Source organism: Hydrogenophaga electricum (assembly GCF_030160815.1).
GTDB classification, from domain to species: domain Bacteria; phylum Pseudomonadota; class Gammaproteobacteria; order Burkholderiales; family Burkholderiaceae_C; genus Hydrogenophaga; species Hydrogenophaga electricum.
Genome location: NZ_BSPB01000005.1, coordinates 82,465 through 109,038, shown reverse-complemented (window position 1 = coordinate 109,038; position 26,574 = coordinate 82,465). Strand labels below are relative to the sequence as shown.

Annotated in this window: 27 protein-coding genes and 1 tRNA gene; 9 read left to right on the top strand and 19 right to left on the bottom strand. The window is 66.6% G+C overall.

Annotated features, from left to right (window positions below; translation table 11 throughout):
* Positions 1 to 52 precede the first annotated feature (52 nt).
* Both QQK43_RS05170 and QQK43_RS05165 read right to left on the bottom strand, forming a co-directional pair.
* Complete coding sequence (locus QQK43_RS05170; RefSeq protein WP_284306931.1) at positions 53 to 1,060, bottom strand: phage major capsid protein, P2 family; 1,008 nt, start codon at positions 1,058 to 1,060, stop codon at positions 53 to 55.
* Between the two features lie 70 nt (positions 1,061 to 1,130).
* Positions 1,131 to 2,000: a GPO family capsid scaffolding protein gene (locus QQK43_RS05165; RefSeq protein WP_284306930.1), complete on the bottom strand. Its 870-nt coding sequence runs from the start codon at positions 1,998 to 2,000 to the stop codon at positions 1,131 to 1,133.
* Positions 2,001 to 2,156: 156 nt separating this feature from the next.
* On the opposite strand from QQK43_RS05165, the gene QQK43_RS05160 reads away from it, so the two are divergent.
* Together QQK43_RS05160 and QQK43_RS05155 are read left to right on the top strand one after the other, a co-directional pair.
* Complete coding sequence (locus QQK43_RS05160) at positions 2,157 to 3,962, top strand: terminase large subunit domain-containing protein (RefSeq protein WP_284306929.1); 1,806 nt, start codon at positions 2,157 to 2,159, stop codon at positions 3,960 to 3,962.
* A gap of 8 nt (positions 3,963 to 3,970) precedes the next feature.
* The gene (locus tag QQK43_RS05155) at positions 3,971 to 5,047 is read left to right on the top strand and encodes a phage portal protein (RefSeq protein WP_284306928.1); all 1,077 of its coding nucleotides are present in this window, start codon (positions 3,971 to 3,973) and stop codon (positions 5,045 to 5,047) included.
* Between the two features lie 74 nt (positions 5,048 to 5,121).
* Here the strand turns inward: QQK43_RS05155 and QQK43_RS05150 are convergent, their stop codons facing one another.
* From QQK43_RS05150 to QQK43_RS05095, 12 genes are all read right to left on the bottom strand, one after another.
* Entirely contained in the window at positions 5,122 to 5,661 is a 540-nt protein-coding gene (locus QQK43_RS05150) for a DUF2939 domain-containing protein (protein WP_284306927.1), read from the bottom strand.
* Positions 5,662 to 5,746: 85 nt separating this feature from the next.
* Complete coding sequence (locus tag QQK43_RS05145) at positions 5,747 to 6,034, bottom strand: hypothetical protein (RefSeq protein ID WP_284306926.1); 288 nt, start codon at positions 6,032 to 6,034, stop codon at positions 5,747 to 5,749.
* The gene (locus tag QQK43_RS05140) at positions 6,031 to 6,279 is read right to left on the bottom strand and encodes a hypothetical protein (RefSeq protein WP_284306925.1); all 249 of its coding nucleotides are present in this window, start codon (positions 6,277 to 6,279) and stop codon (positions 6,031 to 6,033) included. Before QQK43_RS05140 ends, QQK43_RS05145 begins: the two co-directional genes overlap by 4 nt.
* Positions 6,276 to 7,160 carry a phage antirepressor N-terminal domain-containing protein gene (locus QQK43_RS05135; RefSeq protein WP_284306924.1) on the bottom strand — a complete coding sequence of 295 codons (885 nt, stop codon included), beginning with the start codon at positions 7,158 to 7,160 and terminating at the stop codon, positions 6,276 to 6,278. The genes QQK43_RS05140 and QQK43_RS05135 overlap by 4 nt, the downstream gene beginning before the upstream one ends.
* A 399-nt stretch (positions 7,161 to 7,559) precedes the next feature.
* The gene (locus QQK43_RS05130; RefSeq protein ID WP_284306923.1) at positions 7,560 to 7,886 is read right to left on the bottom strand and encodes an ogr/Delta-like zinc finger family protein; all 327 of its coding nucleotides are present in this window, start codon (positions 7,884 to 7,886) and stop codon (positions 7,560 to 7,562) included.
* Between the two features lie 38 nt (positions 7,887 to 7,924).
* Entirely contained in the window at positions 7,925 to 8,251 is a 327-nt protein-coding gene (locus tag QQK43_RS05125) for a hypothetical protein (protein ID WP_284306922.1), read from the bottom strand.
* Between the two features lie 538 nt (positions 8,252 to 8,789).
* On the bottom strand, positions 8,790 to 9,962 hold the full coding sequence (locus QQK43_RS05120) for a tyrosine-type recombinase/integrase (RefSeq protein ID WP_284306921.1): 1,173 nt from the start codon (positions 9,960 to 9,962) through the stop codon (positions 8,790 to 8,792).
* A 186-nt stretch (positions 9,963 to 10,148) separates the two neighbouring features.
* Positions 10,149 to 10,224 (bottom strand) — tRNA-Thr (locus QQK43_RS05115).
* Positions 10,225 to 10,247: 23 nt separating this feature from the next.
* Entirely contained in the window at positions 10,248 to 11,279 is a 1,032-nt protein-coding gene (locus tag QQK43_RS05110; protein ID WP_284306920.1) for a class 1 fructose-bisphosphatase, read from the bottom strand.
* Positions 11,280 to 11,298: 19 nt separating this feature from the next.
* Positions 11,299 to 14,013 (bottom strand): aminopeptidase N, encoded by a 2,715-nt coding sequence (pepN, locus tag QQK43_RS05105; RefSeq protein WP_284306919.1) that lies wholly within the window; start codon positions 14,011 to 14,013, stop codon positions 11,299 to 11,301.
* A gap of 34 nt (positions 14,014 to 14,047) precedes the next feature.
* A protein-coding gene (gene prfB, locus QQK43_RS05100) for a peptide chain release factor 2 (protein ID WP_234266791.1) occupies positions 14,048 to 15,152 on the bottom strand; the annotation gives its coding sequence in 2 pieces (ribosomal slippage) (positions 14,048 to 15,070 and positions 15,072 to 15,152; 1,104 coding nt in all).
* A 114-nt stretch (positions 15,153 to 15,266) separates the two neighbouring features.
* Positions 15,267 to 16,172, bottom strand: coding sequence for an alpha/beta fold hydrolase (locus QQK43_RS05095; protein WP_284306918.1), 906 nt, complete (start codon positions 16,170 to 16,172; stop codon positions 15,267 to 15,269).
* Between the two features lie 149 nt (positions 16,173 to 16,321).
* Between QQK43_RS05095 and QQK43_RS05090 the strand changes: the two genes are divergently transcribed.
* The 4 genes from QQK43_RS05090 (at position 16,322) to QQK43_RS05075 (ending at position 19,050) form a co-directional block, all read left to right on the top strand.
* Positions 16,322 to 17,374: an aldo/keto reductase gene (locus QQK43_RS05090; protein WP_284306917.1), complete on the top strand. Its 1,053-nt coding sequence runs from the start codon at positions 16,322 to 16,324 to the stop codon at positions 17,372 to 17,374.
* 132 nt (positions 17,375 to 17,506) lie between these two features.
* Positions 17,507 to 17,998: an aminoacyl-tRNA deacylase gene (locus QQK43_RS05085; protein WP_284306916.1), complete on the top strand. Its 492-nt coding sequence runs from the start codon at positions 17,507 to 17,509 to the stop codon at positions 17,996 to 17,998.
* 66 nt (positions 17,999 to 18,064) lie between these two features.
* A complete protein-coding gene (plsY, locus tag QQK43_RS05080; protein WP_234266787.1) occupies positions 18,065 to 18,697 on the top strand; it encodes a glycerol-3-phosphate 1-O-acyltransferase PlsY in 633 nt (210 codons plus the stop codon).
* Positions 18,694 to 19,050 carry a RidA family protein gene (locus tag QQK43_RS05075; RefSeq protein WP_284306915.1) on the top strand — a complete coding sequence of 119 codons (357 nt, stop codon included), beginning with the start codon at positions 18,694 to 18,696 and terminating at the stop codon, positions 19,048 to 19,050. The genes plsY and QQK43_RS05075 overlap by 4 nt, the downstream gene beginning before the upstream one ends.
* 22 nt (positions 19,051 to 19,072) lie before the next feature.
* On the opposite strand, the gene QQK43_RS05070 is transcribed toward QQK43_RS05075, so the two are convergent.
* A complete protein-coding gene (locus QQK43_RS05070) occupies positions 19,073 to 19,813 on the bottom strand; it encodes a retropepsin-like aspartic protease family protein (RefSeq protein ID WP_348533524.1) in 741 nt (246 codons plus the stop codon).
* A complete protein-coding gene (locus QQK43_RS05065; protein WP_284306914.1) occupies positions 19,814 to 20,299 on the bottom strand; it encodes a YajQ family cyclic di-GMP-binding protein in 486 nt (161 codons plus the stop codon).
* A 42-nt stretch (positions 20,300 to 20,341) separates the two neighbouring features.
* Here QQK43_RS05065 and murB point away from each other — a divergent pair, with 42 nt between their 5' ends.
* Both murB and QQK43_RS05055 read left to right on the top strand, forming a co-directional pair.
* On the top strand, positions 20,342 to 21,394 hold the full coding sequence (murB, locus tag QQK43_RS05060; RefSeq protein WP_284306913.1) for a UDP-N-acetylmuramate dehydrogenase: 1,053 nt from the start codon (positions 20,342 to 20,344) through the stop codon (positions 21,392 to 21,394).
* A 95-nt stretch (positions 21,395 to 21,489) separates the two neighbouring features.
* The gene (locus tag QQK43_RS05055; protein WP_284306911.1) at positions 21,490 to 23,010 is read left to right on the top strand and encodes a glycosyltransferase family protein; all 1,521 of its coding nucleotides are present in this window, start codon (positions 21,490 to 21,492) and stop codon (positions 23,008 to 23,010) included.
* Here QQK43_RS05055 and argG read toward each other — a convergent pair.
* From argG to QQK43_RS05040, 3 genes are all read right to left on the bottom strand, one after another.
* Positions 23,007 to 24,353 (bottom strand): argininosuccinate synthase, encoded by a 1,347-nt coding sequence (gene argG, locus QQK43_RS05050; protein WP_284306910.1) that lies wholly within the window; start codon positions 24,351 to 24,353, stop codon positions 23,007 to 23,009. The two genes, QQK43_RS05055 and argG, sit on opposite strands and share 4 nt — an antisense overlap.
* Before the next feature lie 32 nt (positions 24,354 to 24,385).
* Complete coding sequence (gene ppnP, locus QQK43_RS05045; RefSeq protein WP_234266781.1) at positions 24,386 to 24,703, bottom strand: pyrimidine/purine nucleoside phosphorylase; 318 nt, start codon at positions 24,701 to 24,703, stop codon at positions 24,386 to 24,388.
* Positions 24,704 to 24,794: 91 nt separating this feature from the next.
* On the bottom strand, positions 24,795 to 25,142 hold the full coding sequence (locus QQK43_RS05040) for an ArsC family reductase (RefSeq protein ID WP_234266780.1): 348 nt from the start codon (positions 25,140 to 25,142) through the stop codon (positions 24,795 to 24,797).
* A 67-nt stretch (positions 25,143 to 25,209) separates the two neighbouring features.
* Between QQK43_RS05040 and folC the strand changes: the two genes are divergently transcribed.
* A complete protein-coding gene (gene folC / locus QQK43_RS05035) occupies positions 25,210 to 26,574 on the top strand; it encodes a bifunctional tetrahydrofolate synthase/dihydrofolate synthase (protein ID WP_234266779.1) in 1,365 nt (454 codons plus the stop codon).

Here is a 26,574-nt window from a genome sequence, read left to right as displayed (position 1 = left end):
CCGGCGCTCATGGCCGGGCGGGGGTCTGCGGTCGCGGGGGGGGTTATCCGGCTCAGACGAATTCGATGTTCTTGATGAGGCAGGCGGCGCCGAAGTCTTCGACCACGTAGGCGTCGTTCGAGGACTCGTAGTTCTCGATGCGGTCTTTCTTCGGGTTGTCGATGATCGAGCGGCGGCGGCCGCCTTCCTGGTAGTAGATGGCCAGGTTCTTGAGGATGGTGATCAGCATGGTGCCGGCGGGCACGTAGGGCACCTGCAGCGTGGGCACACCGCCGATGCGGCTGGCCGCGATGTAGCGGTTGAGCGCTTCGCGTTCGGTGGGCTGGGGGTAGCCCTCGATCTGCGGGACCACGTGGTCGGTATTGAGGCCGCGGCCGATGACGACGCGCAGGCCCGGGTTGCTGCGGTGCCAGGGTTCGATGAGGCTGTTGACCGCTTCGTAGACCAGGGCGTCGAGGTTCTTCCAGTCGCCGGTGGCGCCAATCTTGACCACGTCTTCGGTGGCGCCCTCGGTGATGACGCGCTCGGCGGCCTCGGTCTCGATGTGCTTGAGCCAGCCGATGTTCACGTCTTGCAGCAGCGGGTAGGTGGTGCGGTTGGTGGTGGCCGCCGCACTCGTGCCGTTGAAGCCGATCATCAGGCGATCAAGCGCGCACTGCTGGATGATGGCGTCGCGCAGCAGGGTCTGGAAGTTGGGGAACTTGGCCCAGGCGTCGAGCGTGGCGTAGCGGATGTGGGTGTCGTAGTTGGTCTGCTTGGCCTCGTAGTCTTGCGAAGTGAGGTCTTTCACGTCGGACGTGGCGCGTTCACCGGCGCCGCTGGTGTCGGTGCGGCTGGCGATGGTGCCGCTGACGCCGATGCCCACTTTCTCGCCCTTGAGTTCGTTCACAGGCACAACGCTGATCTGGCCCAGGAAGTCGCTCGATTCCTGGATGCGCTTTTCCAGGCGCTGCTGCACAGTGGGCTCCACCGCGAATTTGGTGGCGGCGCTGGGGATGCCGTTGAGCTGGGCAATGGCGGCCTGGTAAGCGTTGAAGAGGACGCGGGTTTCGTTGCGCATGGTGTGGGCTCCGGGGTGATGCTGGGTGTGCTTTGGTGTGTGGCGTGGGGCGGGGAGGGTGGCTGCGTGATCAGCAGTCGGTCACCTCGTTGGCGCCGCCGGGGCCGGGGTTGCGGCGGAACTGCTGGCCCTGCGCGGGCTCGGCGTCGAGCTTGGCCAGCTTGCCCTTGAGCTCCAGGATGGCGCGGCCCTGTTCGGCGCTGGCGGTGGTGAGCTTCTGCAGGGCTTGGGTGGTGGCCTCGGCCTGCTCGGTCAGGGCCTTGTTCAGGTCGGCGAAGCCGGCGGCGAAGGCGGCCATGTCCACCGTGCCGGCGGGCTTGGCTTCGGGCTTCGGGTCCGGCTTCTGCTCGGGCTTGCCGCTCATGAGGGCGGCGAACTTTTCCAGGGCGGCGGTGAAGGCGCCAACGGTCTTGTTGTCGGCCTCGTCGGCCACTTCTTCGAACTCGATCGAGGCTTCTTCGGCCGCGCTGAACAGGTGGGCCTTGAAGTCGTCGGGGCGCTTGGTGCCCACCGTGAACTTGAGCGCTTCGGTGCCCACGCTGGCGGGGGTGTCAGTGACGGCCAGGCCCACCATGTAGGCCTCGCCGGTGTCGGCAAAGCGGGGGTCCAGCTCGATGCTGGTGTAGATCTTCTGCCCGGCCTTGTTGATTTCGATCAGGCGGGGCAGCGGCTCGATCTGCGCGAACAGGCGCATCTTGCCGTCGACCTCTTCGGCCTTGAGGGCCTTCACGTCGCCCAGGGCGCCGAACTGGGAATCGGGCGCCAGGCCGCGGTAATGTTCCACCCAGATGCGGGCGCCGTATTTGTCGGGGTTGAAGTTGCGCGCCATCTGCTCGATGTGCAGGCGGCTGATGCTGCGGCCGTCGACGGTGGCACCTTCGGTGGCCACGCGGAACCACTTGCTGGCGAACTTCTTGGCTTTGGCGTCTTTGGTGGACATGGGTGTGTGGCTCCGGGTCGGGTGGGTCTTGATGACGATGGGCGCCATGTTCTTCCCGGCCTCGCGCGGGGGCAATGCGTCTGGATTGGCAATGCCGCCATTGCCAAGCGGCATGGGTGGCGCGGGGGCGGCTTGGCCCGGAGCATCGGGCGACGTATGTCGCCCCAGGACCTTCCGCCCGAGATCCCTTCCACCAGCGCGCCCGTGTTCGGCCACCCGAGCGTGGCGCCGGTGGGCCACGTGCGCCACCAGGCGCGCCGCCTGTACTGGCAGGGCTACACCGTGGCCGAAATCTGCCGAGAGCTGCAGGTGCCAGAGGGCACGGCCTACAGCTGGAAAAGCCGCGAGCGGTGGGATGAGTGCCCCGTCAGCCAGCGGATCAATGAGGCGCTGGACGCGCGGCTGGTGCAACTGCTGGCCAAGGACAACAAGTCGAACGCCGATTACAAGGAAATCGACCAGCTGATGCGCCAGGTGGAGCGGTTGGCGAAGATCGAGCGGTACGGGGTGAGCGGCAAGCCGAGCCACCTGAACGAGCGGCAGGCCGGCAACCACGTGGACAAGCGGGCGACGCCGAACGCCGTGCACGATGAGCAGATCGACGCGATGGTGGCCGCCTTCCTGGAGGAGCAATACGGCTACCAGAACGGCTGGTATGCCGAGCGGCACCAGCGCATCCGCGACATTCTCAAGAGCCGGCAGATTGGGGCCACCTACTACTTTGCGCACGAGGCGTTCATCGACGCCCTGCTGACCGGCGACAACCAGATTTTTCTATCGGCCAGCCGGGCGCAGGCGGAGGTGTTCCGCGGCTACATCGTGGACTTTGCCCGCCGCTTTGGGGTGGACCTGAAGGGCAACCCCATCGTGCTGGCCAACAGCAAGGGCGGTGGGCCTGGGGCCACGCTGTATTTCTTGAGCACCAGCGCGCGCACGGCGCAGAGCTACCACGGGCACCTGTACTTTGACGAAATCTTCTGGGTGCAGAAGTTCAAAGAGCTGAACAAGGTGGCTTCGGGCATGTCGATGCACAAGAAGTGGCGAAAGACCTACTTCAGCACGCCCAGCAGCAAGAAGCACGAGGCCTATGCGTTCTGGAGCGGCGCCGGCCGCACGCCCGAAATTGACGTGAGCCATGCCGCCCTGCACAAGGGCGTGCTGTGCAGCGACGGGCAGTGGCGCCAGATCATCACGGTAATGGACGCGATGGCGAGCGGGTGCGACCTGTTCGACATCGACCAGCTGCGGCTTGAGTACACGCCGGAAGATTTCGCCCAGCTGCTGATGTGCGAGTTCATGGACGATGAAATGTCCGTGTTCGGCTTCGAAGAGCTGCTGGCTTGCGGGGTCGATTCGCTGGTGGCGTGGCGCGATTTCAACCGCACGATGCCCCGGCCGCTGGGTGCCAAGCGCGTGCTGGTGGGCTATGACCCGAGCCGCACCCGCGACAACGCGGCGGTGGTGGTGATTGCGGTACCGGAGGCCAAGGGCGCGCCCTACCGCCTGCTGGAAAAGCACGAGTGGAGCGGCATGGACTTCGTGAGCCAGGCGGCGGCCATCAAGCGGATCACCGAACGCTACAACGTGGTGTTCATGGGCATCGACACCACGGGCGTGGGCATTGGCGTTTACGACATCGTGCGCACCTTCTACCCGGCGGCCCGGCGCATCAACTACAACCCCGAGACCAAGGCCCGGCTGGTGATCCGCGCCAAGGAACTGGTGCGCAGCCGGCGCCTGCTGTGGGACGCGGGCTGGAACGATGTGATGCGTGCGTTCTTGAGCATCCGCCGCGTGCAGACGGCCAGCGGCAACGCCATCACCTTCGAGGCCGACCGCAGCGAGACCACCGGACACGCCGACCTGGCGTGGGCCGTGATGCACGCGCTGGACAACCAGCCGCTGCGCCAGATTGACCCCAACGGCGGCCAAGGCGCGGCCGTGATGCAGTTTTCCGACTGAGGACACCCATGACGACTACCACCACCCCCGAAAACACGCCCCAGCGGCCCGCCTCGCAAGCCCTGGAGGTGTTCACGTTTGGCGACCCGGAGCCGGCGCTGAACCAGACACTGTTCGACTACCTGGGCGTCACCAAGATGGCCGAGTGGTACGAACCGCCGATCAGCTGGATCGGGCTGGCAAAGACCCTGCGCAGCAGCGCCCACCACGGCAGCGCGATCGCGCTCAAGCGCAACATGCTGGCCCGGCTGCTGCGCCCGCACCCGCTGCTGGCGCGGCAGGCCTTCAGCGGGCTGGTGTACGACTACCTCACGTTCGGCAATGCTTTTTTTGAGCGCGTGGAGAGCCGCACCGGCGTGCCGCTGGCGCTGCGCCACGCCATGGCCATGTACACGCGGGCGGGGGTGGATGAGGGCAGCTTCTGGGCCATGCCCGGGGCGGGCGGCGACCCGCTGCTGGGCTACGGCGCCGGCGGCGGCGAGCGCATGCGCGCGGGCAGCGTGCTGCACCTGATGGAGCCCGACGTGACGCAAAACATCTACGGTTCGCCCGACTACCTGGCGGCCCTGCAGAGCGCGTGGCTCAACGAGAGCGCCACGCTGTTCCGGCGGCGGTACTACGTCAACGGCACCCACGCGGGCTACATCCTCTACATCACCGACCCGCTGCATGAGCAGGTGGATGTGGACCAGCTCAAGGAAAAAATGGCCCAGAGCAAGGGGCCGGGCAACTTCCGCAACTTGCTGCTGTACGCGCCGGGGGGCAAGGGGGAGGGCAAGGGCATCCAGCTGATTCACACCAGCGAGGCCGCCGCGAAAGACGAATTTCTGCGCATCAAGAGCGTGAGCCGTGACGACGTGCTGGCTGCCCACCGCGTGCCGCCGCAGCTGATCGGGCTGGTGCCCGAGACCAACGGCGGCTTCGGATCGGCCAAGGAAGCCATGGGCGTTTTCTACGAACTGGAGGTGGTGCCGCTGGCCCAGAAGTTCGACGCGGTGAACGCGTGGTTCGGGGATGAGGTGATCAGCTTCGAGCGGCCAAGCTGGGCGGATCTGGTGGCGGTGGCGGCGCCGGTGGTGAAGTGATGGGCATTTTCCTGATGGCAGGAAAAAGGCCCGGGTGACCGGGCCTTTTTGTTGGTGGGGGGGGAGAAAGTTGATCAATACCCCAACGGCAGGATGATTTCAGTGAGCTTCCAGCCAATGCCGTCCCGACGCAGGACGAACTTTCCTTCATCAGAGGTGTTTGCGTTGACCCTGACGACGAATTTACTCAGCGATTCATAAGACGATTTGGTGTTGTGAAATGGCTTTGCGAGCGTCGTTCCTTCTGCCGGTTCGTCTGAATCCTGGCCCAATTTCGGGGAAGGCTTTTCACCAGCCATCATCTGTGTGATGCCTGCAGGGGTGATGCTCGCGTCGACCATCTTGTCAACCATTACCCCCGCAAAGGCCGCCCCCAGCGCCGCGAAAGGGTTGTCCTTCATGTTCTCGTCTTTGCCCAGTTCCTTCATGAACAGGGCGTTCATCTGGTCTTTGAGGCTTTGGCGCACGCTGGGGAAATCGATGTATTCGGAGAGTGCCTCGCCGTTTCGGCTTTCAGCCGCCGATTTCATCTGGTGCACCGTGATGTAGGGGGTGGCGTAGAAATAGGCTGCCAGCAGCAGCGCAACAACCCCGATGATCTTTCCCTTGCTCATTGATTCCCTCCGGTGTGAATTGATTTGGTTGGGTGCCAGAAAACAAAAAACCCGGCATCGCCGGGCTCATTATGGGGTGCAACCGTCAGCAGCCCAGCCGCAGAAGATCGTCGCAGGCTTCGGTGGCCGCGGCCCCCAGCATCTGCGCAGACACAGCACACAGGGCGATCAGGTGCCCGCGCTGCGTGGCGTCCAGCCCGGGTGTTTCACCCTCTTCCTCGGCGATCTGGGCGCGCTGCACCGCTTCCAGCGCCACGGCCATGCCGCAGGCCAGAGGGCCGGCAGCGTTGACCAACTGGCGCAGGCTGGCGGCCAGGGTTTCGGGGCGGGTGGGCATGTCTGCCCAGGCGGGGGCGGTGAGGGTGGCGGTCATGCGGCACCGCCTTCCAGTCGCGGGGCCTCGATGCCCATGGCCTCCATGGTCTCGGTCGGCATACCCAAGGTGTTGTTGATGCAGAACAGGTGCCAGTAGGCGATCCGCCGGGCTTTGTGATCAACGCCATTCAACGCTTGAACCATCAGCGTTCTGGCGGTTTCCATCAGGGCGGTGGAGCCTTCGATGTACTCATCCGTCGAGCGCGCATGCAGGTGCATCTGGCAGGTCTTCAACGGGCTCATGCTGCACCGCCTTCCTGCGCACGGAAGACCCAGCAGTGAACCGTCACGCCGGCGTGGGCGCTGTTGATGCTCTTCACATCCACGAACCTTGGTGAGCGGCTGGCGCGCAGCAGGCGCTTGAGAGTCTTCGCCGGAGCCACGTCCAGCCCTTCCTGCTGTGCCAGCGTCGCCACCTGATCCAGCTTCAGTGCCACCAGCTCGGGGTTGCGGGAGTGGTTCACCGGGTGGCCCAGGCGCTCCAGCGCCTTGAACACCGTCCAGAACTCGACCACCTCGGCAGCGGCGTCTGGTGCTTCCTGGCCGATGGCATCCAGCGGCGGCGCGGTCATGGCCATATCGCTGTAGATGCGCACGAGCTGCTGGTACAGGTCGGCGCGCAGCTCGCGCACCGTCTCAGCCTTCAGTCGGTCGATGATCTTCCAGCCCTGGGCCTGCAGGGCCACCAGCTGGGTGGTGGGCAGGCCGGTGGACTGGCCGATCATGAGGCTGGCCGCTGCGCCGCGCGGGTTGGTGGCGCTGCCCTTTTGCCAGTAGTCGGCCAGCACGTCGTAGCACTCGCGCTGGTATTCGATCAGCCGGTCGCGCACCTCGGGGGCCACGCGGTTGGCGTCCACGCCGAACAGCCAGCCGTTGAGCAGTTTCAACGGAAGGCTGGTCATTTCGTAGGTTTTCCCATCACCGCCAGTTGCGGTTGTCATAACCGCAACTGAACTCAGGACGGGGTCTCTTGCAAGACGCTGTCTTTGACCGTCCCAATTGAGGCCGATGGCCTCACAGACGGTCTTCAGCGCCACATGCGGGACGCCATCGACAAGGGTGGTGACAAGGGTGGCGCCGTGGAATTCGACGGCGGCCAGGGTGGTTGCGGTGGTTTCAGCCATGACGGCCTCTCGATTACAGGTTTTTTACCCTGCCGACCCCCCGCCAAGAGGGTGGCAGACCGTGCGGGTTGGCGGACCGGATCGAGGAACCGGCACCCCCTCGCGGGAGTCCCGCACGGCCCGCCGAAACGGGTCATGCTGCGCAACAAAAAAGCCGCGTTCCAAAGGGAGGCGCGGCTCGTTGCGCCTCGATTCCGGGCCGCCAAGCCCGTACCTCTTTCGAGGTGATGGGACTGTAGCACCATGCCCGGAAGCATGCAAATGGCAGTGGTCCCAGGCCCTCACGGCGGCCCGGGAAAACCGGCCCAGGCCCGGCGCTAAGGAGGCACGCCGACGAGGGCAGGCGGGGTTTTTTGCTCCGGGGGCACTGGCCGCCTGATCCCCCTGCGGGCTGCTGGGTCAGCCGGGCACGGGCATCTCCAGCGCGAGCTGGCGGGGGTCAACCGCCGGCGCTGCGCGGTTGCGCAGGGCCTGCACATCGGCACCGGTGGGCACCAGCAGGCCCTGGTCGTTGAAGTCGTAATTGCCGGGCACCAGCAGGCGGCCGTCTCTGCCGCGCGCTGGTGGGTTGATGAAGTGGCTGGCCTCTACCGAACCGCCCCAGGTGGCGCCGCAGCGCGAGCAGATGCAGTAGAGGCTGGTGAAGGTGTTCGTGATCCGCTCGCAGCTGCGCACGCGAACGCGGGTGGCGCAGTGGGGGCAGAGCGGTTTGAACTGGTTGGCCATGGTCTGAAAGTTTACTTTCAAACCTCTTGAAAGAAAAGTTACAGACGCGTCTGCCGGCAGGCCAGGTGATCGGCGGCCTCAAGCGCGGCGGCGGCCTGGGCCTGCAGGGCGGCCAGCAGCAGGCTGTGCAGTGCCTGCAGCTGGTGGGCGGCCAGGGGCGCGCGGTCGCCCTCTGCCTGGGCAATGGCGGCGCGCTGCGCCAGCTCGATGACGACGGCGCCGCCAGCGGCCACGGGGCCGGCCATGCACACCAGTCGGTGCAGGGTGAGGGTGGTTTCGTCAGCGCCCGGGGTGGGCGGTGCGGCCCAGTGCGGGGCGCTGATGTGGCTGCTGCTGCTGGCGCTGTCGTCGTCGCGGTGGTGCATGGATGCCTCGGTTTTGGGTTGTGGGCCTTGTTTCATAGGCCAACCGGGCGGGGGCGTTTGGGCCGAAAAAGCGGTGTTTTCCGGACAAAAAGGGGGGTGGGGGTCGGGAAGAACCGGATATGCCTGATGGCGGCCCGGAAATCGGGCTGGAGGCCGCGCCGTTGCTGGGTTTCGGCATATCAGAAACAACCCTGATATGACCGGATATAAAACCGGATATTGCGCTAAGTTGTTGATTTATATAGGCGCTGTTCGGCGGAAATATCAGGGTTGGAAAACCGGATGAGATCAGGTTTACATCAGAAAAAAATCAGGTTTCTAAAAATGGCTAAAACCCAGCAACGGCGCGGCCTGTAGCCCGGTTTTGTGGAGTCGATCAGAAATATCCGGTGTTTCCCGACCCCCCACCGGTTTTGAAAATCGGGCGGAAAACGGGCCGGCGTTGGGGTGGGTGAGGCAGGCGTGTGCAGCCATCGCGCCGGCGCGCGAGAGCTGCTGGAGGCCCGCGTTACGAGGGGTGTTGGGGGACGGGGTGGCGTCAGGCCGCCGGGCGGGGTGCCTGGGCCTGGGCGGCGTCGAGCCAGTCAGACCACCACTGCATCATCTGCCGGCGCTCGGCCAGGTAGTCGGCGCGGTTGTAGGGGCGGCGGCTGTTGTCGCGCTCACGGTGGTCGAGCTGGCGCTCGATCACGTCGGGCCGCCACAGGCCCGATTCATTGAGCACGGTGCTGGCCAGCGCGCGGAACCCGTGCACGGTGTGCGCGCCCTTGTAGCCCAGGCGGTACAGGGCAAACAGCAGGGTGTTTTCGCTGATGGGCCGGCGCGGGGTGTTGGCGCCGGGCAGCAGCAGGGCGCCTTCGCCGGTGTAGACGGCCAGATCCTTGAGCAGGCGCAGCACCTGGCGCGAAAGGGGCACCTCGTGATCTTCGGCCATCTTGATGCGGGCGCCGGGGATCGTCCACAGCGCGGCTTTGCCGCGGTCGAACTCGACCCAGGGCGCGCTGCGCAGCTCATCGGTGCGCACGAAGGTGTGTGCGGCCAGCAGCAGGCCGGCGCGGGTGATGAGGTCAGGGTAGGCGGCGATGGCGCGCAGCAGGGCGCCGGCCTGGTCGGGCGGCACGCAGGGGTGGTGCGTGACGGTCTTGGCGCCCAGTACGCGGGTGAGGCGGCCGGCGGGGTGCGCGTCGATGCGGCCGGTGTCGACCGCGTGGTCGAACACCTGGGTGATGCGCTGGGCCACCTTGTAGGCGGTTTCCTGTTTGCCGCTGGCGTAGATGGCTTTGACCAGATCGACCAGCTGCACGCGGGTGATGTGGTCAATGCGCTGGCGGCCGATTTTGGGGTAGACGTGCTGCTCAAGGCTGGCGGGCACGCTGCTTTGGTTTTTGCCCTTGCGGATGGTGGGCAGGTAGTCGGCCAGCCAGGCGACCGCGGCGGCCTCGAATGTGGGCGTGGCTGCGCGATCGGGGCCGGGCTGGGGGGTAGCCAGCGTGCCGGCGCGGTAGGCCGCGTGCGCGGCCCTGGCGTCTGCCAGCGAGAGGGTGGGCCACTGGCCGTAGGTCTTGGTTTGGGCCTTGCCGGCCAACCGGTGGTTGTAGCGCCACGACTTCGCGCCCGACGGAAGCACGGTGAGGTAGAGGCCGTCGCGATCGGCGAGCTTGTAGGGCTTGTCGCGGGCCTCGGCCGCGCGGATCTGCAGCTGGGTGAGCATGGGCGCCAGGGTCGTGGTATCGGGGCCGGCGATGCCACGACGGATACCATGACGTGAGCGCGGCTGTGCGCGGCATGATACGGCGGTTTTCGTGGGTCCGCGAAAACAAAAAGCCCGGCAGGGCCGGGCTTTCTGAGGGGTTCGCGGCGGGTTATGGGGGCCTGCGAACGGATGCGGTTATGTGGTTGGTGCCGGAAAGAGGAATCGAACCCCCGACCTTCTCATTACGAATGAGCTGCTCTACCGACTGAGCTATTCCGGCGAAGCCTCATATTCTAGCAAAGCTCAGGCGGTCTTGTCGGCTTCCAAGTGGTAGCGGGTCACGAGATCGACCTCGTTCTTCGAACCCAGGATCACGCTGACGCGCTGGTGCAACTGGGTCGGCACCATATCCAGGATGCGTTCGCGGCCGTTGGTGGCGGCGCCACCGGCCTGTTCCACCAGCCAGCCCATGGGGTTGGCTTCGTACATCAGGCGCAGCTTGCCGGGCTTGTTCGGCTCGCGCTTGTCCCAGGGGTACATGAAGACGCCGCCGCGCGTGAGGATGCGGTGCACATCGGCCACCATGGAGGCGATCCAGCGCATGTTGAAGTCCTTGCCGCGCGGGCCTTCCTGGCCGGCCAGGCATTCGTCGATGTAGCGCTTGACCGGGGTGTCCCAGTGGCGCATGTTGCTCATGTTGATCGCGAATTCCTTGGTGTCTTCGGGAATCGTCACCTGGTCCTGCGTCAGCACCCAGGAGCCTTGCTCGCGGTCGAGCGTGAACATGGCCACGCCATCGCCCACGGTGAGTACCAGCGTGGTCTGTGGCCCGTAGACGCAGTAGCCGGCGGCGACCTGCTGGCGGCCCGGTTGCAGGAAGTCGGCTTCACTGACGGGGTCGATGATCTTCGGATCGTCGTGGCGTTTGCGCAGCACCGAGAAGATGGTGCCGATGCTGACGTTGACGTCGATGTTGGACGAGCCGTCGAGCGGATCGAACATCAGCAGGTATTCGCCCTGCGGGAAGCGGTTGGGCACCACGTAGATGCTGTCCATCTCCTCGGAGGCCATGGCCGCCAGGTGGCCGCCCCATTCGTTGGCTTCGATCAGCACTTCGTTGGCGATGATGTCCAGCTTTTTCTGGACCTCGCCCTGCACGTTTTCGGACTCGGCACTGCCCAGCACCTCACCCAGCGCGCCCTTGTTGACGCTGATGGAAATGCGCTTGCAGGCGCGGGCCACCACCTCGATCAGCAGGCGCAGCTCGGGCGGGATGCGGCCGTGCGTGCGTTGTTGCTCGACCAGATAGCGGGTCAGGGAAATCTTGTTGCTCATGATCGGTGCCTTTGGGGGATCAGTCTGCCAGGGATCGGGTGACGACCTCGCGGACGTCGTTGCTCAGGTCGGGCTTGGCGGCCACGCGGGCGATGGCTTCGCGGGCGGCGCTGCGGTAGGGTTCGGCCAGCTTTTTCCAGCGGTCCAGCGCGCGCGCCAGGCGGCTGGCCACCTGCGGGTTGAAGGTGTCGATTTCCAGCACACGGTCGCTCCAGAACACATAGCCGGCGGCGTCTTCGCGGTGGAAGGCCGCCGGGTTGGCGTTGCAGTAGCTGAAGATCACGCTGCGGGCGCGGTTCGGGTTTTTGAGGTGGAAGTCCGGATGCGCCAGCAACTGGCGCACGGCCGGCAGCACATTGCCGCCACGGTCGGGTGCGCCGGCCTGTAGGGCGAACCATTTGTCCAGCACCAGCGCTTCGTTCTTGAACAGGGTGTGGAAGCGGGCGAGGGCGTCGCGGGCAAGCGCATGGCCGCTGACCACCAGGGCCGACAGGGCGTTGAAGCGGTCGGTCATGTTGTCGGCATCCTTGACGCGCTGGTAGGTTTTGCCTGGCCAGACGGTGTCGCCGCTGTCGCGCGCGGCCAGGCACAGCATGCCCAGCGCCAGGCCGGCCAGCGCACGCCGGCCGGTGCTGACGGGTTCCGGGCGATACGCGCCGTTGTCCTTGTGCTGTTCCCAGGCCCAGACCCAGTCGTCGAAGAGTGCGTTGGCCAGTTGCTGCCGCATGGTTTCGCGCACGGCGTGGATGCGCTGCGGGTCGACCACGTCGAGCTGTTCGGCGATGTAGCTTTCGGCCGGCAGGGTCAGCACCAGTTCCTTGAAGGCCGCGTCGAGCGCGGGGTGGCGCAGCACGCTGCGCATGGCGTCCAGGAAGGCGTTGTCCAGCGGCGCCGTGGGCGCCGGGCCTTCTGCACGGATGGCCGCGAGCGCGCGGCGCAAGGCGAGGCGCTGGCCGGCTTCCCAGCGGTTGAACGGGTCGCTGTCGTGGGCCAGCAGGTGCAGCAGGTGTGCGTCGCTCTGGGCCATGTCGAGCAGGACCGGCGCCGAAAAGCCCCGCAGCACCGAGGGCACGGGCTCGGTCGCCACGCCTTCGAAGGTGTAGCTGTGCTGGGGTTCGGTGAGCACCAGCAGGCGCGTGGTGCCGGCCGGGACGGTTTCCCCCACCAGTTGCAGGGCCAGATCCTGGCCCTGGGCATCGAGCAGGCCCACCGCAACCGGGATCACGAAGGGCTGCTTTTCGGCCTGGCCGGGTGTCGCTTCGCAGGATTGCGACAGCGTCAACGTGTAGCGCTGGGTGGCGGCGTCGTAGTGGCCGCTGGCGTGCACGCGCGGCGTGCCGGCCTGGCTGTACCAGCGTTTGAACTGGGGCAGCAGGCGGGCCAGGTCGCTGTCGGGGTTGGCGTCGGCGATGGCCTGGGCGAAGTCGTCGCAGGTCACCGCCTGGCCGTCGTGGCGCTGGAAGTACAGGTCCATGCCGCGACGGAAGCCCTCGCGGCCGACCAGGGTCTGCTGCATGCGCACGACCTCGGCGCCTTTTTCGTACACCGTGACGGTGTAGAAGTTGTTGATTTCGACGTAACTGTCGGGCCGCACCGGGTGCGCCATGGGGCCGGCATCTTCCGGGAACTGGGCGGTGCGCAGCACGCGCACGTCCTCGATGCGCTTGACCGCGCGCGCCGAGGGCGTGGCGCACAGGTCCATGCTGAATTCCTGGTCGCGGAAGACGGTGAGGCCTTCCTTGAGCGAGAGCTGGAACCAGTCGCGGCAGGTGACGCGATTGCCCGTCCAGTTGTGGAAGTATTCGTGCCCCACGACCGATTCGATGTTGGCGAAATCGGTGTCGGTGGCGGTGGCGCTGTTGGCCAGCACGTACTTCGTGTTGAAGATGTTCAGGCCCTTGTTCTCCATCGCGCCCATGTTGAAGTCGCTGGTAGCGACGATCATGAAGCGCTCCAGGTCGAGCGGCAGACCGAAACGGGCTTCGTCCCAGATCACGCTGTGGATCAGCGAGTTCATGGCGTGCTCGGTCTTGTCCATGTCGCCCTGGCGCACATAGACCTGCAGCAGGTGTTCCTGGCCCGAACGGGCCCGCACGCGCTGTTCGCGCGCCACCAGGTTGCCCGCGACGAGGGCGAACAGGTAGCACGGCTTCTTGTGCGGGTCGACCCATTTGGCGAAGTGGCGGCCCTCGTTGCCAGGCCCTGGCAGGTCACCCGATTCGACCAGGTTGCCGTTGGACAGCAGCACCGGATAGCGGGCCTTGTCGGCACGCAGGGTGACGGTGTAGCTGGCCATCACGTCCGGCCGGTCCAGGAAGTAGGTGATGCGGCGGAAGCCTTCGGCTTCGCACTGGGTGAAGAAGGTGCCCTGGCTCACGTAGAGACCCATCAGCTGGGTGTTTTTCTCCGGGGCGCAGGTGGTGAAGATCTCGAGCTCGAAGGGTTCGTGGCCCTCGGGCAGGCTTTCCAGCACCAGGGTGCTGCCGTCCATCTTGAACGAACAACCCTGGCCGTTGACCAGCACGCGGGCGAGATTCAGGTCATCGCCATCCAGGCGCAGCGCCTGGGCGGGCACGTCCGGGTTGCGGCGCAGGCGCATCCGGTTGAGCACGCGGGTTTTGGCCGGGTCGAGATCGAAGATCAGTTCGACCGTATCGACCCAGTACGCGGGCGGGGTGTAGTCTTCGCGGCGGATCACCGTCGCGGGGCCCTGGGCCTCACGCAGTTGCGGCATGGTGCTTCTCCTGGTGTCGGGATGCGGTCTTGGGTCAGACGCCCTGCTTGAGCGAGGCTTCGATGAAGACGTCGAGGTCGCCGTCCAGCACCTTCTGGGTGGCCGAGACTTCGACGTTGGTGCGCAGGTCTTTGATGCGGCTGTTGTCCAGCACGTAGCTGCGGATCTGGTGGCCCCAGCCCACATCGGTCTTGGTGTCTTCCAGCTTCTGCTGCTCCTCCATGCGCTTGCGCATCTCGTGGTCGTACAGGCGCGAGCGCAGGCGCTGCCAGGCCACGTCGCGGTTGCTGTGCTGGCTGCGGCCGTCCTGGCACTGCACGACGATGCCGGTCGGGATGTGCGTCAGGCGCACGGCCGAGTCGGTCTTGTTGATGTGCTGGCCACCGGCGCCGGAGGCGCGGTAGGTGTCGGTGCGCACGTCGGCCGGGTTGATGTTGATTTCGATGGAGTCATCGATCTCGGGGTAGACGAAGAGCGAGGCGAACGAGGTGTGGCGGCCGCCCGAGCTGTCGAACGGGCTCTTGCGCACCAGCCGGTGCACGCCGGTTTCGGTGCGCAGCAGGCCGTAGGCGTATTCGCCCTCGATCTTGATCGTGGCGCTCTTGATGCCGGCGGTGTCGCCGGGGGTTTCTTCCTCCACCGTGGCCTTGAAGCCCTTGCGCTCGGCGTAGCGCAGGTACTGGCGCAGCAGCATGCTGGCCCAGTCGCAGGCTTCGGTGCCACCGGCGCCGGCCTGGATGTCGACAAAGCAGCTCAGCGGATCGGCCGGGTTGTTGAACATCCGGCGGAATTCGAGTTGTTCGACCTCCGGGGCCAGCTTGGCGGCTTCGCCTTCGATGGTTTCCAGGCCGGCGTCATCGTTTTCGGCCGCCGACATCTCGAACAGTTCGGTGTTGTCGGTCAGCTCGCTGGTGAGCTTGTCGATGACCAGCACCACGCTTTCGAGGGAGCGTTTTTCCTTGCCCAGTTCCTGGGCGCGTTTGGGGTTGTCCCAGACGGTGGGGTCTTCCAGCGCGGCGTTGACCTCGCTGAGTTTCAGGGCCTTGGCATCGTAGTCAAAGATACCTCCGAAGCTCGGCCACCCGCTCGGTCAGGTCGGCCAGTTGGTTCTGCAGGGCGTTGAGGCGTTCGGCTTCCATGGTGTTCTCTCGCGTGTTCGGTGTGAGCGGACAGGGCCGCCAAACCCGCGATTTTCTCATGACCGCCAACGCGGCGGCTGTCGCTGGCGGCCCGATCCGCGACGACCGGTCGCGTCAGGCGAGGAAGTCGGCGATCAGGGCGGCCACCGCCGCGGGCTGGTCGTGGTGCAGCATGTGGCCGGCATCGGACACCCGCGCGTGGTGCACATCGGGCACGTGGGTCAGCCGTTGCTGGTACTGGTCCAGGGTGTAGCGCCCCTTCCACCATTGGCCCAGGCTGTCGTCGCTGGCCACGATCGACAGGGTGGGGGCGGTGATGCGGGCGTACACCGCCAGCGCTTCCGGCGTCTGGTAGAGGTGGGCGCTGGTCACCTTGTGTGCCGGGTCGCCCAGAATGCGCCAGCGCCCGTCCGGACCGGGCTCGGCCCAGTGCCGGGCCAGCCAGTCGGCTTTGTCCCGGGGCAGGCGGGGATTGGTCTTCATCAGCCGGCTGGCCACGCCTTCGGCGCTGTCGTAGTCCTTCAGGGCCATGTCACCCTGGCGCAGGGCCTTGAGCCCGTCCAACCACTGGGCATAGCGCTCCGGGGCCTGGGCGGGCCGGGTTTCGGGCATGCCGAAACCCTCGAGGTTGACCAGCCGGCGCAGCCGCTGCGGGCGCACGCCGCCAAACATCATCGCGACGTTGCCGCCCATGCTGTGACCGACCAGATCGACCGGCACATCGGGTGAAAAGTGGTCGAGTAGCCCGTCGAGGTCGCCCAGGTAGTCGGGGAACCAGTAGGCGTCGGGGGCCGGCTCTGCGCGGGTCAGACCGAAGCCGCGCCAGTCGGGCGCGACGATCCAGCGGTCGTCGGGCAGGGCGTCGACGACGAACTGCCACGACGCCGAGACATCCATCCAGCCGTGGACCAGCACCAGGGGCGGCTGGCCCGCCTGGGGCTCGCCCCATTCGCGCACGTGGTATGGCAGGCCCCGCACGGGGACGAAGTGGCTGCGGGAAGGTCGTCGGACAGCGTACATGCGGCGGATCATAAAGACGCCGGCCCGCGGCGCACCGGTCTGTGCGTCAATGCCGTGACAGCGTTGCGGGGGAAAACTGCGCCGGGTCTGCGGGGATTTGTCGACCCGGCGTCTGCCGCACGCGGGTGGCTTCGTTACCATCGCTCCCCATGAGCACCTTTTCCACCGTCACGCTGGGCCAGAGCCCGCTGCAAGTCCCCGCCGTCTGCCTGGGCACCATGACCTTTGGCGAGCAGGTCGGCGAAGCCGATGCCCACCGCATTCTGGACCGCGCTCTGGAGCGCGGCGTGAATTTTCTGGACACGGCCGAGATGTACGCGGTGCCGGCCAAGGCCGAAACCTGCGGCGCGACCGAAACCATCATCGGCCGCTGGTTTGCGAACAATCCCGGCGTGCGCGAGAAGGTGGTGCTGGCCACCAAGGTGGCAGGGCCGGCGCGTGGCATGTCCTGGCTGCGCAGCGAGGTGAGCAAGGCCGGCATCATCGAAGCCTGTGAAGGCAGCCTGCGGCGCCTGCAGACCGATGTGATCGACCTCTACCAGATTCATTGGCCAGCGCGCAACGTGCCCGCTTTTGGCGCGCTGTACTTCGACCCGGCCAAGGACAAGCCCGCGCCCTCCGTGTTGGCCCAACTTGAAGCGCTGGCCGAACTGGTGCAGGCCGGCAAGGTGCGCGCTGTGGGCCTGTCCAATGAAACCCCGTACGGGGTGCACGAATTCGTGCGCCTGGCCGAGCAGCATGGCCTGCCCCGGGTGGCGACGGTGCAGAACCCCTACTGCCTGATCAACCGCAGCTATGAAAACGGGCTGGACGAAACCTGCCACCGCCTGGGCGTGTCGCTGCTGGCGTATTCGCCGCTGGGTTTTGGCCTGCTGAGCGGCAAGTACGACGACACCGGGCTGGTGGGCGACCATGGCCGCATGGCGCTGTACGAGTCGATGCGCAAACAGCGTTGGGGGCGTCCCGAAGCCCTGGCGGCTTCCCGGCGCTACAACGCACTGGCGCGCGAGCACGGCCTGACGCCATCGCAACTGGCGCTGGCGTTCTGCTACCGCAACTGGCGCGTCGCCAGCACGATCATCGGCGTGACCTCGCTGGCGCAGCTGGACGAGTGCCTCGACGCCTGGTCCGTGCAGTTGTCGCCCGACCTCCTCAAGGCCATCGACGCGATCCGCTGGGAAAGCCGCGACCCGGCCCAGTGAGTGCCCGTCCCCGCACTGTCTGCGGCGTCATCGCCTCCCCAGGCGGCGATGCCGGTGGGGCGGCGGAGCCGGACCCACGACATCCTGGCCCAGCGAAGCGCCATACCCGCTCACCGTACTGAAGCAGCCTGCATGGCCAAGAAGCCCCATGTCTCGGAGACACCGGCCACCGCCTGGCTCAAGGCGCATGGCGTGGCGTTCAGCGAACATCCTTACGAATACCTGGAGCACGGCGGAGCCCAGCACAGTGCGGCGGTGCTGGGCTTCGATCCTTTTGCGGTGGTCAAGACGCTGATCATGCAGGACGAGGCGGCCCGCCCGCTGGCCATCCTGATGCACGGCAACCGCACGGTGTCGACCAAGAACCTGGCGCGCCAGATCGGCGCCAAATCGGTCGAGCCGTGCAAGCCCGAGGTGGCCAACCGGCACAGCGGGTACTTGGTGGGGGGTACCTCGCCGTTCGGCCTCAGGCGCGCCATGCCGGTGTATGTGGAATCCACGGTGCTGGATTTGCCGAAAATCTGGATCAATGGCGGCCGCCGGGGCTTCCTGGTGGGCATCGATCCGGCTGTGCTGGCCGTGCCGCTGGGCGCGCGGCCGGTGCAGTGCGCGCTGGCAGAATAGGGCGCTTTGCCGGAGCGGGCGCCGCTCCGGGGCTCTCTCAGATACCCTCCAGACAAGGAAGCCACCTTGGAATCCCTTTATCCCGTTGCCGCCGTCGTCCTGGCGTACCTGATGGGCTCGCTGTCGTTCGCCGTGGTGGTCAGCCGCACCATGGGGCTGGCCGATCCGCGCACCTACGGCAGCAAGAACCCGGGGGCCACCAACGTGCTGCGCTCGGGCAGCAAGGCCGCCGCCGTGGTCACGCTGCTGCTGGACGCCCTCAAAGGCTGGCTGCCGGTGTTCGTCGTCAAGACCTGGGGTGAGGCCTGGGGGCTGGGCGATGGCACCGTGGCGCTGGTCGGGCTGGCGGCTTTCCTGGGGCATCTCTGGCCGGTGTTCTTCCGCTTCCAGGGCGGCAAGGGGGTGGCCACGGCCGCCGGGGTGATTCTGGGGTTTGATCCCTGGCTGGGGCTGGCTGCGCTGGCCACCTGGCTGATCGTGGCGTTCTTTTTCCGCTATTCGTCGCTGGCCTCCATCGTCACCGCGGTGTTTGCGCCCGCGTACTACCTGTTCGGCCGCCACGTGGCGTGGGACGCGCCCGGTACCCAGGTGCTGGCCCTGGCCGTCATGGGCCTGCTGCTGGTCTGGCGGCACGCCGAAAACATCAACCGCCTCATCGCCGGCACCGAAAGCCGGCTCGGATCGAAGAAAAAACCATGAGCCAGGACATTCAACGCATCGGCATGGCAGCCCGCTACAGCGAGGCTGCCGTTTTCAACGGCATCGTCTACCTGGCGGGCATGGTGCCCGAGCGGGGCGACACCGACATCCGCGGCCAGACGGAAGACGTGCTTGAACAGGTGGCGCAGCGCCTGCAGGAAGCGGGCAGCGACAAGTCGCGCATCCTGCGGGCGCAGATCTACCTGACCGACATCCGCGAGATCACCGTCATGAACGAGGTGTGGGACGCCTGGGTGGTGCCGGGTGCGGCGCCGCCGCGGGCCACGGTGCAGGCCGCCCTGGCCAACCCGGCCTACCGGATCGAGATCGTGGTGACGGCCGCGCAGGCCTGATGTCGCCGTCCGGTGCGGCGGATCAGTAGCGTTTTTCCAGTGTGAGCTGGTCGGCGCTGCGCTGCATCTGGAAGCGGTTGAGAAAGGTGTTGCCCAGCAGCACATAGGGCATGGACTGCGGCGTGACCACGGCTTCCACGTCGTAAATCCGCACGTCGCCGATGCGCACCTGGTTCAGGCGCACCAGGTGCGCTGTGGCCGAGCCGTTGGCGGTACTGACCGCCACCCGCCGTCCTTGCTCGTAGGCCAGGCCGATGCGCCGGGCTTCTGCCTCGCTCAGCGCGATGGCGGTGGCGCCGGTGTCCACCAGGAACTGCACCGCGCGGCCGTTGATCTGGCCCTGGGGCGCAAAGTGGCCGCGGGCGTCGGCGGTCAGCACGATGCGCTGGCCACCCGCGTCCGCAGCGCCGCTGCCGCCGACGCTGACCGGCGCATGACCGACCTGCAGGCTCTGCCGCCGGCCGGCCACCTCAATGATGGCGGCGCCGTCCTCGATCGCCACCAGCTTCACGCCCTGGTGCGTCTGGCCCGGTGCCAGGAATTTGGGCGCGGCGCCGTCCACCACCAGCAGCGCGCGGCTGCCGGAAATGCCCGACAACGCGACCGACTGCGCCCAGGCGGCCGCAGGGGCCCCGCCCAGGAGGCCGAGCAGCGCACAGCCCAGGCTGCGCCGAAGTGCGGCGGGCCAGGTCGGCGCGATGCCCGGCCTGGCCGAAGGCGCCCGGCAGAGGGCGGCCACGCAGCGACGCAGGGTGTGGTTCACTCAATCGCGGAAGTTGTCGAAGGACAGCGGCAGGTCCTTCATGTCGCTGCGGATCAGCGCCATGGCCGCCTGCAGGTCGTCGCGCTTGGCGCCGGACACGCGCACCGCGTCGCCCTGGATGGCGGCCTGTACTTTCATCTTGCTGGCCTTGATGGCCTGCTGGATCTTCTTGGCGTCTTCGCTGGCAATGCCGTTCTTGACCTTGACCACCTGCTTGACCTTGTCGCCGCCCACCTTCTCGACCTTGCCGACCTCGAGGAAGCGCACGTCCACGCTGCGTTTGGTCATCTTGTTGCGCAGGATGTCCTCGACCTGCTGGAGCTGGAAGTCGGCATCGCCGAACAGGGTGATTTCCTTGTCCTTGAGTTCGATGCCGGCGCTGGTGCCCTTGAAGTCGAAACGGGTACCGATTTCCTTGGCCGTGTTTTCCACGGCGTTTTTCACTTCCACAAAATCGGCTTCGAGTTTGGTGTCGAAAGAAGGCATGAGGGATCGGGTTCTTCAGAGGGTGAATGAGACAATCCGGTCATGTTAGTCGAGAAACAGGTGCCCCTCCAGCCCTACAACAGCTTCGGCATCGCCGCGCGCGCGCAACGTTTTGCGCGCATCCGTACCGAGGCCGATCTGCGCAGCCTGATGGTCCGGCCCGACTGGGCCCTCACGCCGCGTTTCGTGCTCGGGGGCGGCAGCAACCTGGTGATCACCGGCGACATCAAGGCGCTGGTGCTGCGGGTCGAGATCGCGGGCCGGCGTCTGGTCGAGGAGAGTGAAAAAGGCTGGCTGGTCGAGGCGGGCGCCGGTGAGAACTGGCACGCTTTTGTTGCCTGGACGCTGGATCAGGGCTGGCCGGGCCTGGAAAACATGGCGCTGATTCCCGGCACCGTGGGGGCGGCGCCGGTGCAGAACATCGGCGCCTACGGGGTCGAGCTGCAGGACCGCTTCCACTCGCTGGACGCCATCGACCTGGTCAGCGGCGAGGTCTTCACGTTGGACGCCGCCCAGTGCGGATTCGGCTACCGCGATTCGGTGTTCAAACACATCGCGGCCGACAACCAGAGCTTCGGCCTGGCGGGGCGTGCGCTCATCACCCGTGTGCGCTTCTGGCTGCCCAAGCCCTGGAAGCCGGTGCTGGGCTACCTGGACCTGGAGCGCAAGATGGCCGAGACCGGCATCGCAGCCCCCGACGCGCGCCAGATCTTCGACTGGGTGGTCGCCATCCGCCGCGCCAAGCTGCCCGACCCGGCCGTCATCGGCAACGCCGGCAGCTTCTTCAAGAACCCCACAGTGACGCCCGAGCAGTGCGCCGACATCATCGCCCGCGACCCGAAGGTGGTGCACTACCCCATGGACGATGGCAGCGTGAAGCTGGCGGCGGGCTGGCTGATCGACGCCTGCGGCTGGAAGGGCAAGACCCTCGGCCACGCCGGGGTCTACGAAAAGCAGGCGCTGGTGCTGGTCAACAAAGGGGATGCCGAACACCCCTGCACCGGCGGCGAAGTCATGACCCTGGCCAAGGCCATCCAGACCAGCGTGTACGAACGCTTCGGTATCCGGCTGGAGCCGGAGCCGGTGGTCATCTGAACGGCATCCCGGCGGTGTCGTCGCTGTGGGGCCAGCGCGACAACCGGGGTGGATTCAGTCTGTTCTAAGGCGCGATCGGTGCAATCGCTCGCACCATGACCTTCGTTTCACGCCTTCGCCGTTCGCACTGGCTCTGGGTGTTGCTCTGCCTGGGGCTGAGCCTGTCCACCCTGCGGTGGGTGCAGGACGACAGCATCGTGGGCGACGCCACGCAGAACCTGAGCATCGCGTATTCGCTGTTCGAGCGGGGCGACTTCTCGCAGGACATGGGGCCGGCCCGCTTCACCCACAGCGTGCCCAGCGACTTCCGCGAGCCGGTGCCGCCCGCGCTGACCGCGGTCTGGCTGCGCGGGCTGCGTGCTTTCGGGGTGCCTTTCACCCTGGACTCGCTGCACCACGGTGAACACACACGCCTGGTGAAGGCCGTCAACGTGGTCTGGGTGTTCGGGACGCTGCTGGCGGCCTGGTTGCTGGTGTGGCGCCTGACGCGGTCCCGGGCCTGGGCGTTCGCCGCGGTGGTGCTGATCTGGCTGGGTTTTCTCAACAGCCCGGACGCCGTCGATTCGCTCTACACCGAGCTGCCCGCCGCCTGCGGCCTGCTGTGGCTGAGCTGGGCGCTGCTGCGTGCCGTGCAGCAGCGCGGCAGGCTGCTGTGGGCGCAGGCCGGCGTGGTGTTGGGCGTGTTGTGCCTGATCAAGGCCGTGTTTCTGTATCTGGTGCCGCTGTTGGCACTGCTGGCGGTGTTCGGGGAAGCGGCAGGGCGCTGGTGGCAGCGGCTGGTGTCCATGGCCCTGTTGGTGCTGGGGGCCTTGCTGGTGGTGCTGCCATGGATGGCCCGCAATGCCGTGCAGATTGGCAGCTTCCAGCTCACGCAGGGCCGCAGTGGCTGGGTGCTTTACAAGCGGGCGATGCTCAATCAGATGAACGCCGACGAATACCGGCGGGCGTTCACGCTGTGGGGTCCCAACTCCTACAAAAGCGCGGTCAAGGGCAGTTCGCTGGACATCGCCCCGCAGGACCTGCGCAGCCGCGATGGGCCCCTGCGCCGCCTCTACATCGGGCCGTCCGACTTCCAGGCCAGCGATTTCCAGGCCCAGGCGGCTGGCAGGCCCGAGCAGGCGGTGACCTTCTACCGCCAGACCTCGGCGCGCTACATGCAGTTGCGCTACCAGTTTGAGGCGGCCGGCGCAGCGTTTCCCGATTACGCCGGCGACGCCACCATGCAGCGCGAAGCCTGGCAGATGATCCGTGCCCACCCTTGGGCACACCTTCGGCTGGTGCCCCTGATGCTCTGGCGTGGGATGTGGTGTATCTCGGCGCGTGGTGGCCTGCCGGGCTGGGCCGATGGCCCTGGCAAGACGGGGTTTTTCGAGGGGTTGAACCTGGCAGCGGTGCTGGCCCTGTTCGGTACGGGGCTGGCTGCCGTGGTGCGGCGCCGGCCCGACGGGCTGGCCCTGACGCTGCCCGCCCTGGGCATGCTCGGGGCCTACACGCTGCTGTCGCAGAACCTGCCGCGCTTTTTCGAGCCAGCGGTGCCCGTGATGCTGATCGTCTTGCTGCTGGGCATCCGGGCGGCGTGGCGATGGCGCCGCCCGGCGCCCGGGGTACCGGCTTAGCTGCCGGACTTGGTCTCACCTTCCAGGCGCAGCATGCTCGCCCCATCGCCCAGCGAGAGCAGGCCGGTCTGGGCGTAGATGCCCAGCTTGGCGCGGGTGTCGACAATGTCGAGGTTGCGCATGGTGAGCTGGCCGATGCGGTCGGCCGGGCTGAACGGCGCGTCTTCCACCTTCTCCATCGACAGACGCTCGGGCGCGTAGGTCAGGTTGGGCGATTCGGTGTTGAGGATGGAATAGTCGTTGCCGCGGCGCAGTTCCAGCGTCACTTCGCCGGTCACGGCGCGGGCCACCCAGCGCTGGGCGGTTTCGCGCAGCATGATGGCCTGCGGGTCGAACCAGCGGCCCTGGTAGAGGAGGCGACCCAGGCGCAGGCCGTTGATGCGGTACTGCTCGATGGTGTCTTCGTTGTGGATGCCGGTGACCAGGCGTTCGTAGGCGATGTGCAGCAGCGCCATGCCCGGGGCTTCGTAGATGCCGCGGCTCTTGGCTTCGATGATGCGGTTCTCGATCTGGTCGCTCATGCCCAGGCCGTGGCGGCCGCCGATTTCGTTGGCCTTGAGGAACAGTTCGACCGGCGAAGCGAAGGTCTGGCCGTTCAGGGCGACCGGCTGGCCTTCCTCGAAGCGCACGGTGATCTCCTCGGCCTTGACGTCCACTTCCGGCTTCCAGAACGCCACGCCCATGATGGGGTTGACGATGCGGATGCCGGAGTTCAGGTGCTCCAGGTCCTTGGCCTCGTGGGTGGCACCCAGCATGTTGCTGTCGGTGCTGTAGGCCTTCTCGACCGACATCTTGTAGTCGAAGCCGTTGGCAATGAGGAATTCGCTCATTTCCTTGCGGCCGCCCAGTTCGTCGATGAAGGTCTGATCCAGCCAGGGCTTGTAGATCTTCAGGCTCGGGTTGGTCAGCAGGCCGTAGCGGTAGAAGCGCTCGATGTCGTTGCCCTTGAAGGTGCTGCCGTCGCCCCAGATGTTGACGTCGTCTTCCTTCATCGCTGCCACCAGCATGGTGCCGGTCACGGCGCGGCCCAGCGGCGTGGTGTTGAAGTAAGTGATGCCGCCGGTGCTGATGTGGAAGGCGCCGCACTGGATGGCGGCGATGCCTTCGTGCGCCAGTTGCAGGCGGCAGTCGACCAGACGGGCCTTCTCGGCGCCATAGGCCATGGCCTTGCGCGGGATGTCGTCGTAGTCGGCCTCGTCAGGCTGGCCGAGGTTGGCGGTGTAGGCGTAGGGCAGGGCGCCTTTTTTCTTCATCCACAGCAGCGCGGCGGAGGTGTCCAGGCCGCCCGAGAAGGCGATGCCGACTTTTTGGCCCAACGGGAGTTTTTGCAGGATGGTGCTCATGATCTGGCGGGTGTGGCAGCGTGGGGCAGGGATCAGCCGTAGTGGCAGATGTAGTGGAAGGCCTCGGCCACGCGGATGTCGAAGCTGCTGTTGCCGGGCACCTTGAAAGCGTCACCGGGAACCACCGGGACCCAGGTGTCGGTGCCGGCGAGTTTGTATTCGCAGCCACCCGCCACACACTCCATGATTTCCGGTGCACCGGTGCCGAAGGTCAGGGTGGCGGGCAGGACGACGCCGACCGATTTTTTCGTGCCGTCGGGATAGGTGAGGCCGTGGCTGACACATTTGCCGTCGAAGTAGACGTTGGCCTGGGTGTTGACGGTCACGCCGGGGATCTGGGTGGTAGGCATTTGCAAGCAGGTGAAAAAGGGCAGGACAGCGGTATGGCAAAACCGCCATCCTGCAATTCTAGGGCGGCGGACGAGGCGGCCTTTCTGTCGCTCAGAGGCGGGATGTCCACGCGGCGCTGTCAAAACCCGCCGTGACCCGGCCATCGGCCCAGGCCACCACCGGTCGCTTGATGATGCTGGGGTGGGCGAGCAGCAGGCGCTTGGCGCTGGTGGCGTCGGTCACGGCAGTGCGATCGGCCTCGTCCAGGCCGCGCCAGGTGGTGCCGCGCCGGTTGACCAGGGTTTCCCAACCCAGGGCATCGAGCCAGCCGGTCAGGTCGGCCTCGGGGACACCCTGTTTCTTGAAGTCGTGAAACTGATGTGCGACGCCCTGTGCCGACAGCCAGGTGCGGGCTTTCTTGACGGTGTCGCAGTTCGGAATGCCGTAGACAGTGATCATGTGGCGATTGTCGGGGCAATGACCGCGGGCCGGCCAGCCCGGCGGGGGCGGTGGGACAATCACGGCCATGCAAGCGATTGATCTGCCTGACCACCCCCGCACCCTGTCCGACTGGCTGGCACATTGCGAACGCCAGCACCCGCAAGGCATCAGCGGGATCGAACTCGGGCTGGAGCGGGTGCAGCGCGTGGCCCGGCGTCTGGACCTGCGGCTGCCGATGCCCGTGATCACCGTGGCGGGCACCAATGGCAAGGGCTCGACCTGCGCCATGCTGGAGGCGATCTATACCCAGGCGGGCTACCGGACGGGCGTGTACACCTCGCCGCACCTGGTGCATTTCGAGGAGCGCTGCCGCGTCGAAGGCACGCCCGTGGCGGCCGACGCCCTGGTGCCGGCGTTTGCCGAGGTCGAGCAGGCGCGCCGCGGCCAGCCGGGCGACGATGGCGAAGGCGAGGTGTCGCTGACCTATTTCGAGTTCACCACGCTGGCCATCCTGCGCACGCTGCAACGCAGCGGCATCGATGTCGCGATCCTGGAGGTGGGGCTCGGGGGGCGGCTCGACGCGGTCAACATCATCGACCCGGACTGCGCCATCATCACCAGCATCGCGCTCGACCACATGGCGCTGCTGGGCAATGATCGCGAGGCCATCGGCTACGAAAAGGCCGGCATCATGCGCACCGGGCGGCCGGTGGTCGTCAGCGATCCGGCGGTGCCGCAGAGCGTGCTGGACCGGGCGATGGAGATCGGTGCCGATCTCTGGCGCATCGGCAAGGATTTCCATTTTGCGGGCGACCAGCAGCAGTGGGGCTGGGCCACGCACCCTTCGCGCGGCGGGCGGCGCTACAGCGGCATGGCCTACCCGGCGCTGCGCGGGGCCAACCAACTGGTCAACGCGGCGGGCGTGCTGGCTGCGATCGAGGTGTTGCGCGCGCAACTGCCCGTCACGGCGCAGGCGGTGCGCAACGGGCTCGCGCTGGTGGAGCTGCCCGGACGTTTCCAGATCGTGCCCGGCGCGCCCACCCTGGTGCTGGACGTGGCCCACAACCCGCATTCGGTGGCCGCATTGGCCGAAAACCTGGACGCGATGGGCTTCTACCCGACCACGCACGCGGTGTTCGGTGCCATGGCCGACAAAGATCTGGCGGCCATGCTGGCACGGATCGGCCCGCTGATCGACCGCTGGTACCCGACCGGTTTGCCCATTGCACGGGCCCTGAGTGCGGACGAACTCGCGACGCAACTGGCCGCCGGGGCGGCCGGCAAGGGCACGGTCGCTGGTACCCACGCCACGCCCCGGGATGCTCTGGCTGCGGCCGTGGCCGCCGCAGACCCGGCTGATAGAATCGTGGTCTTTGGTTCCTTCTACACCGTGGGTGGGGTGCTGCACGACGGCGTGCCCCGCCTGTCCGCGAAGCATCTGGCCGCCTGA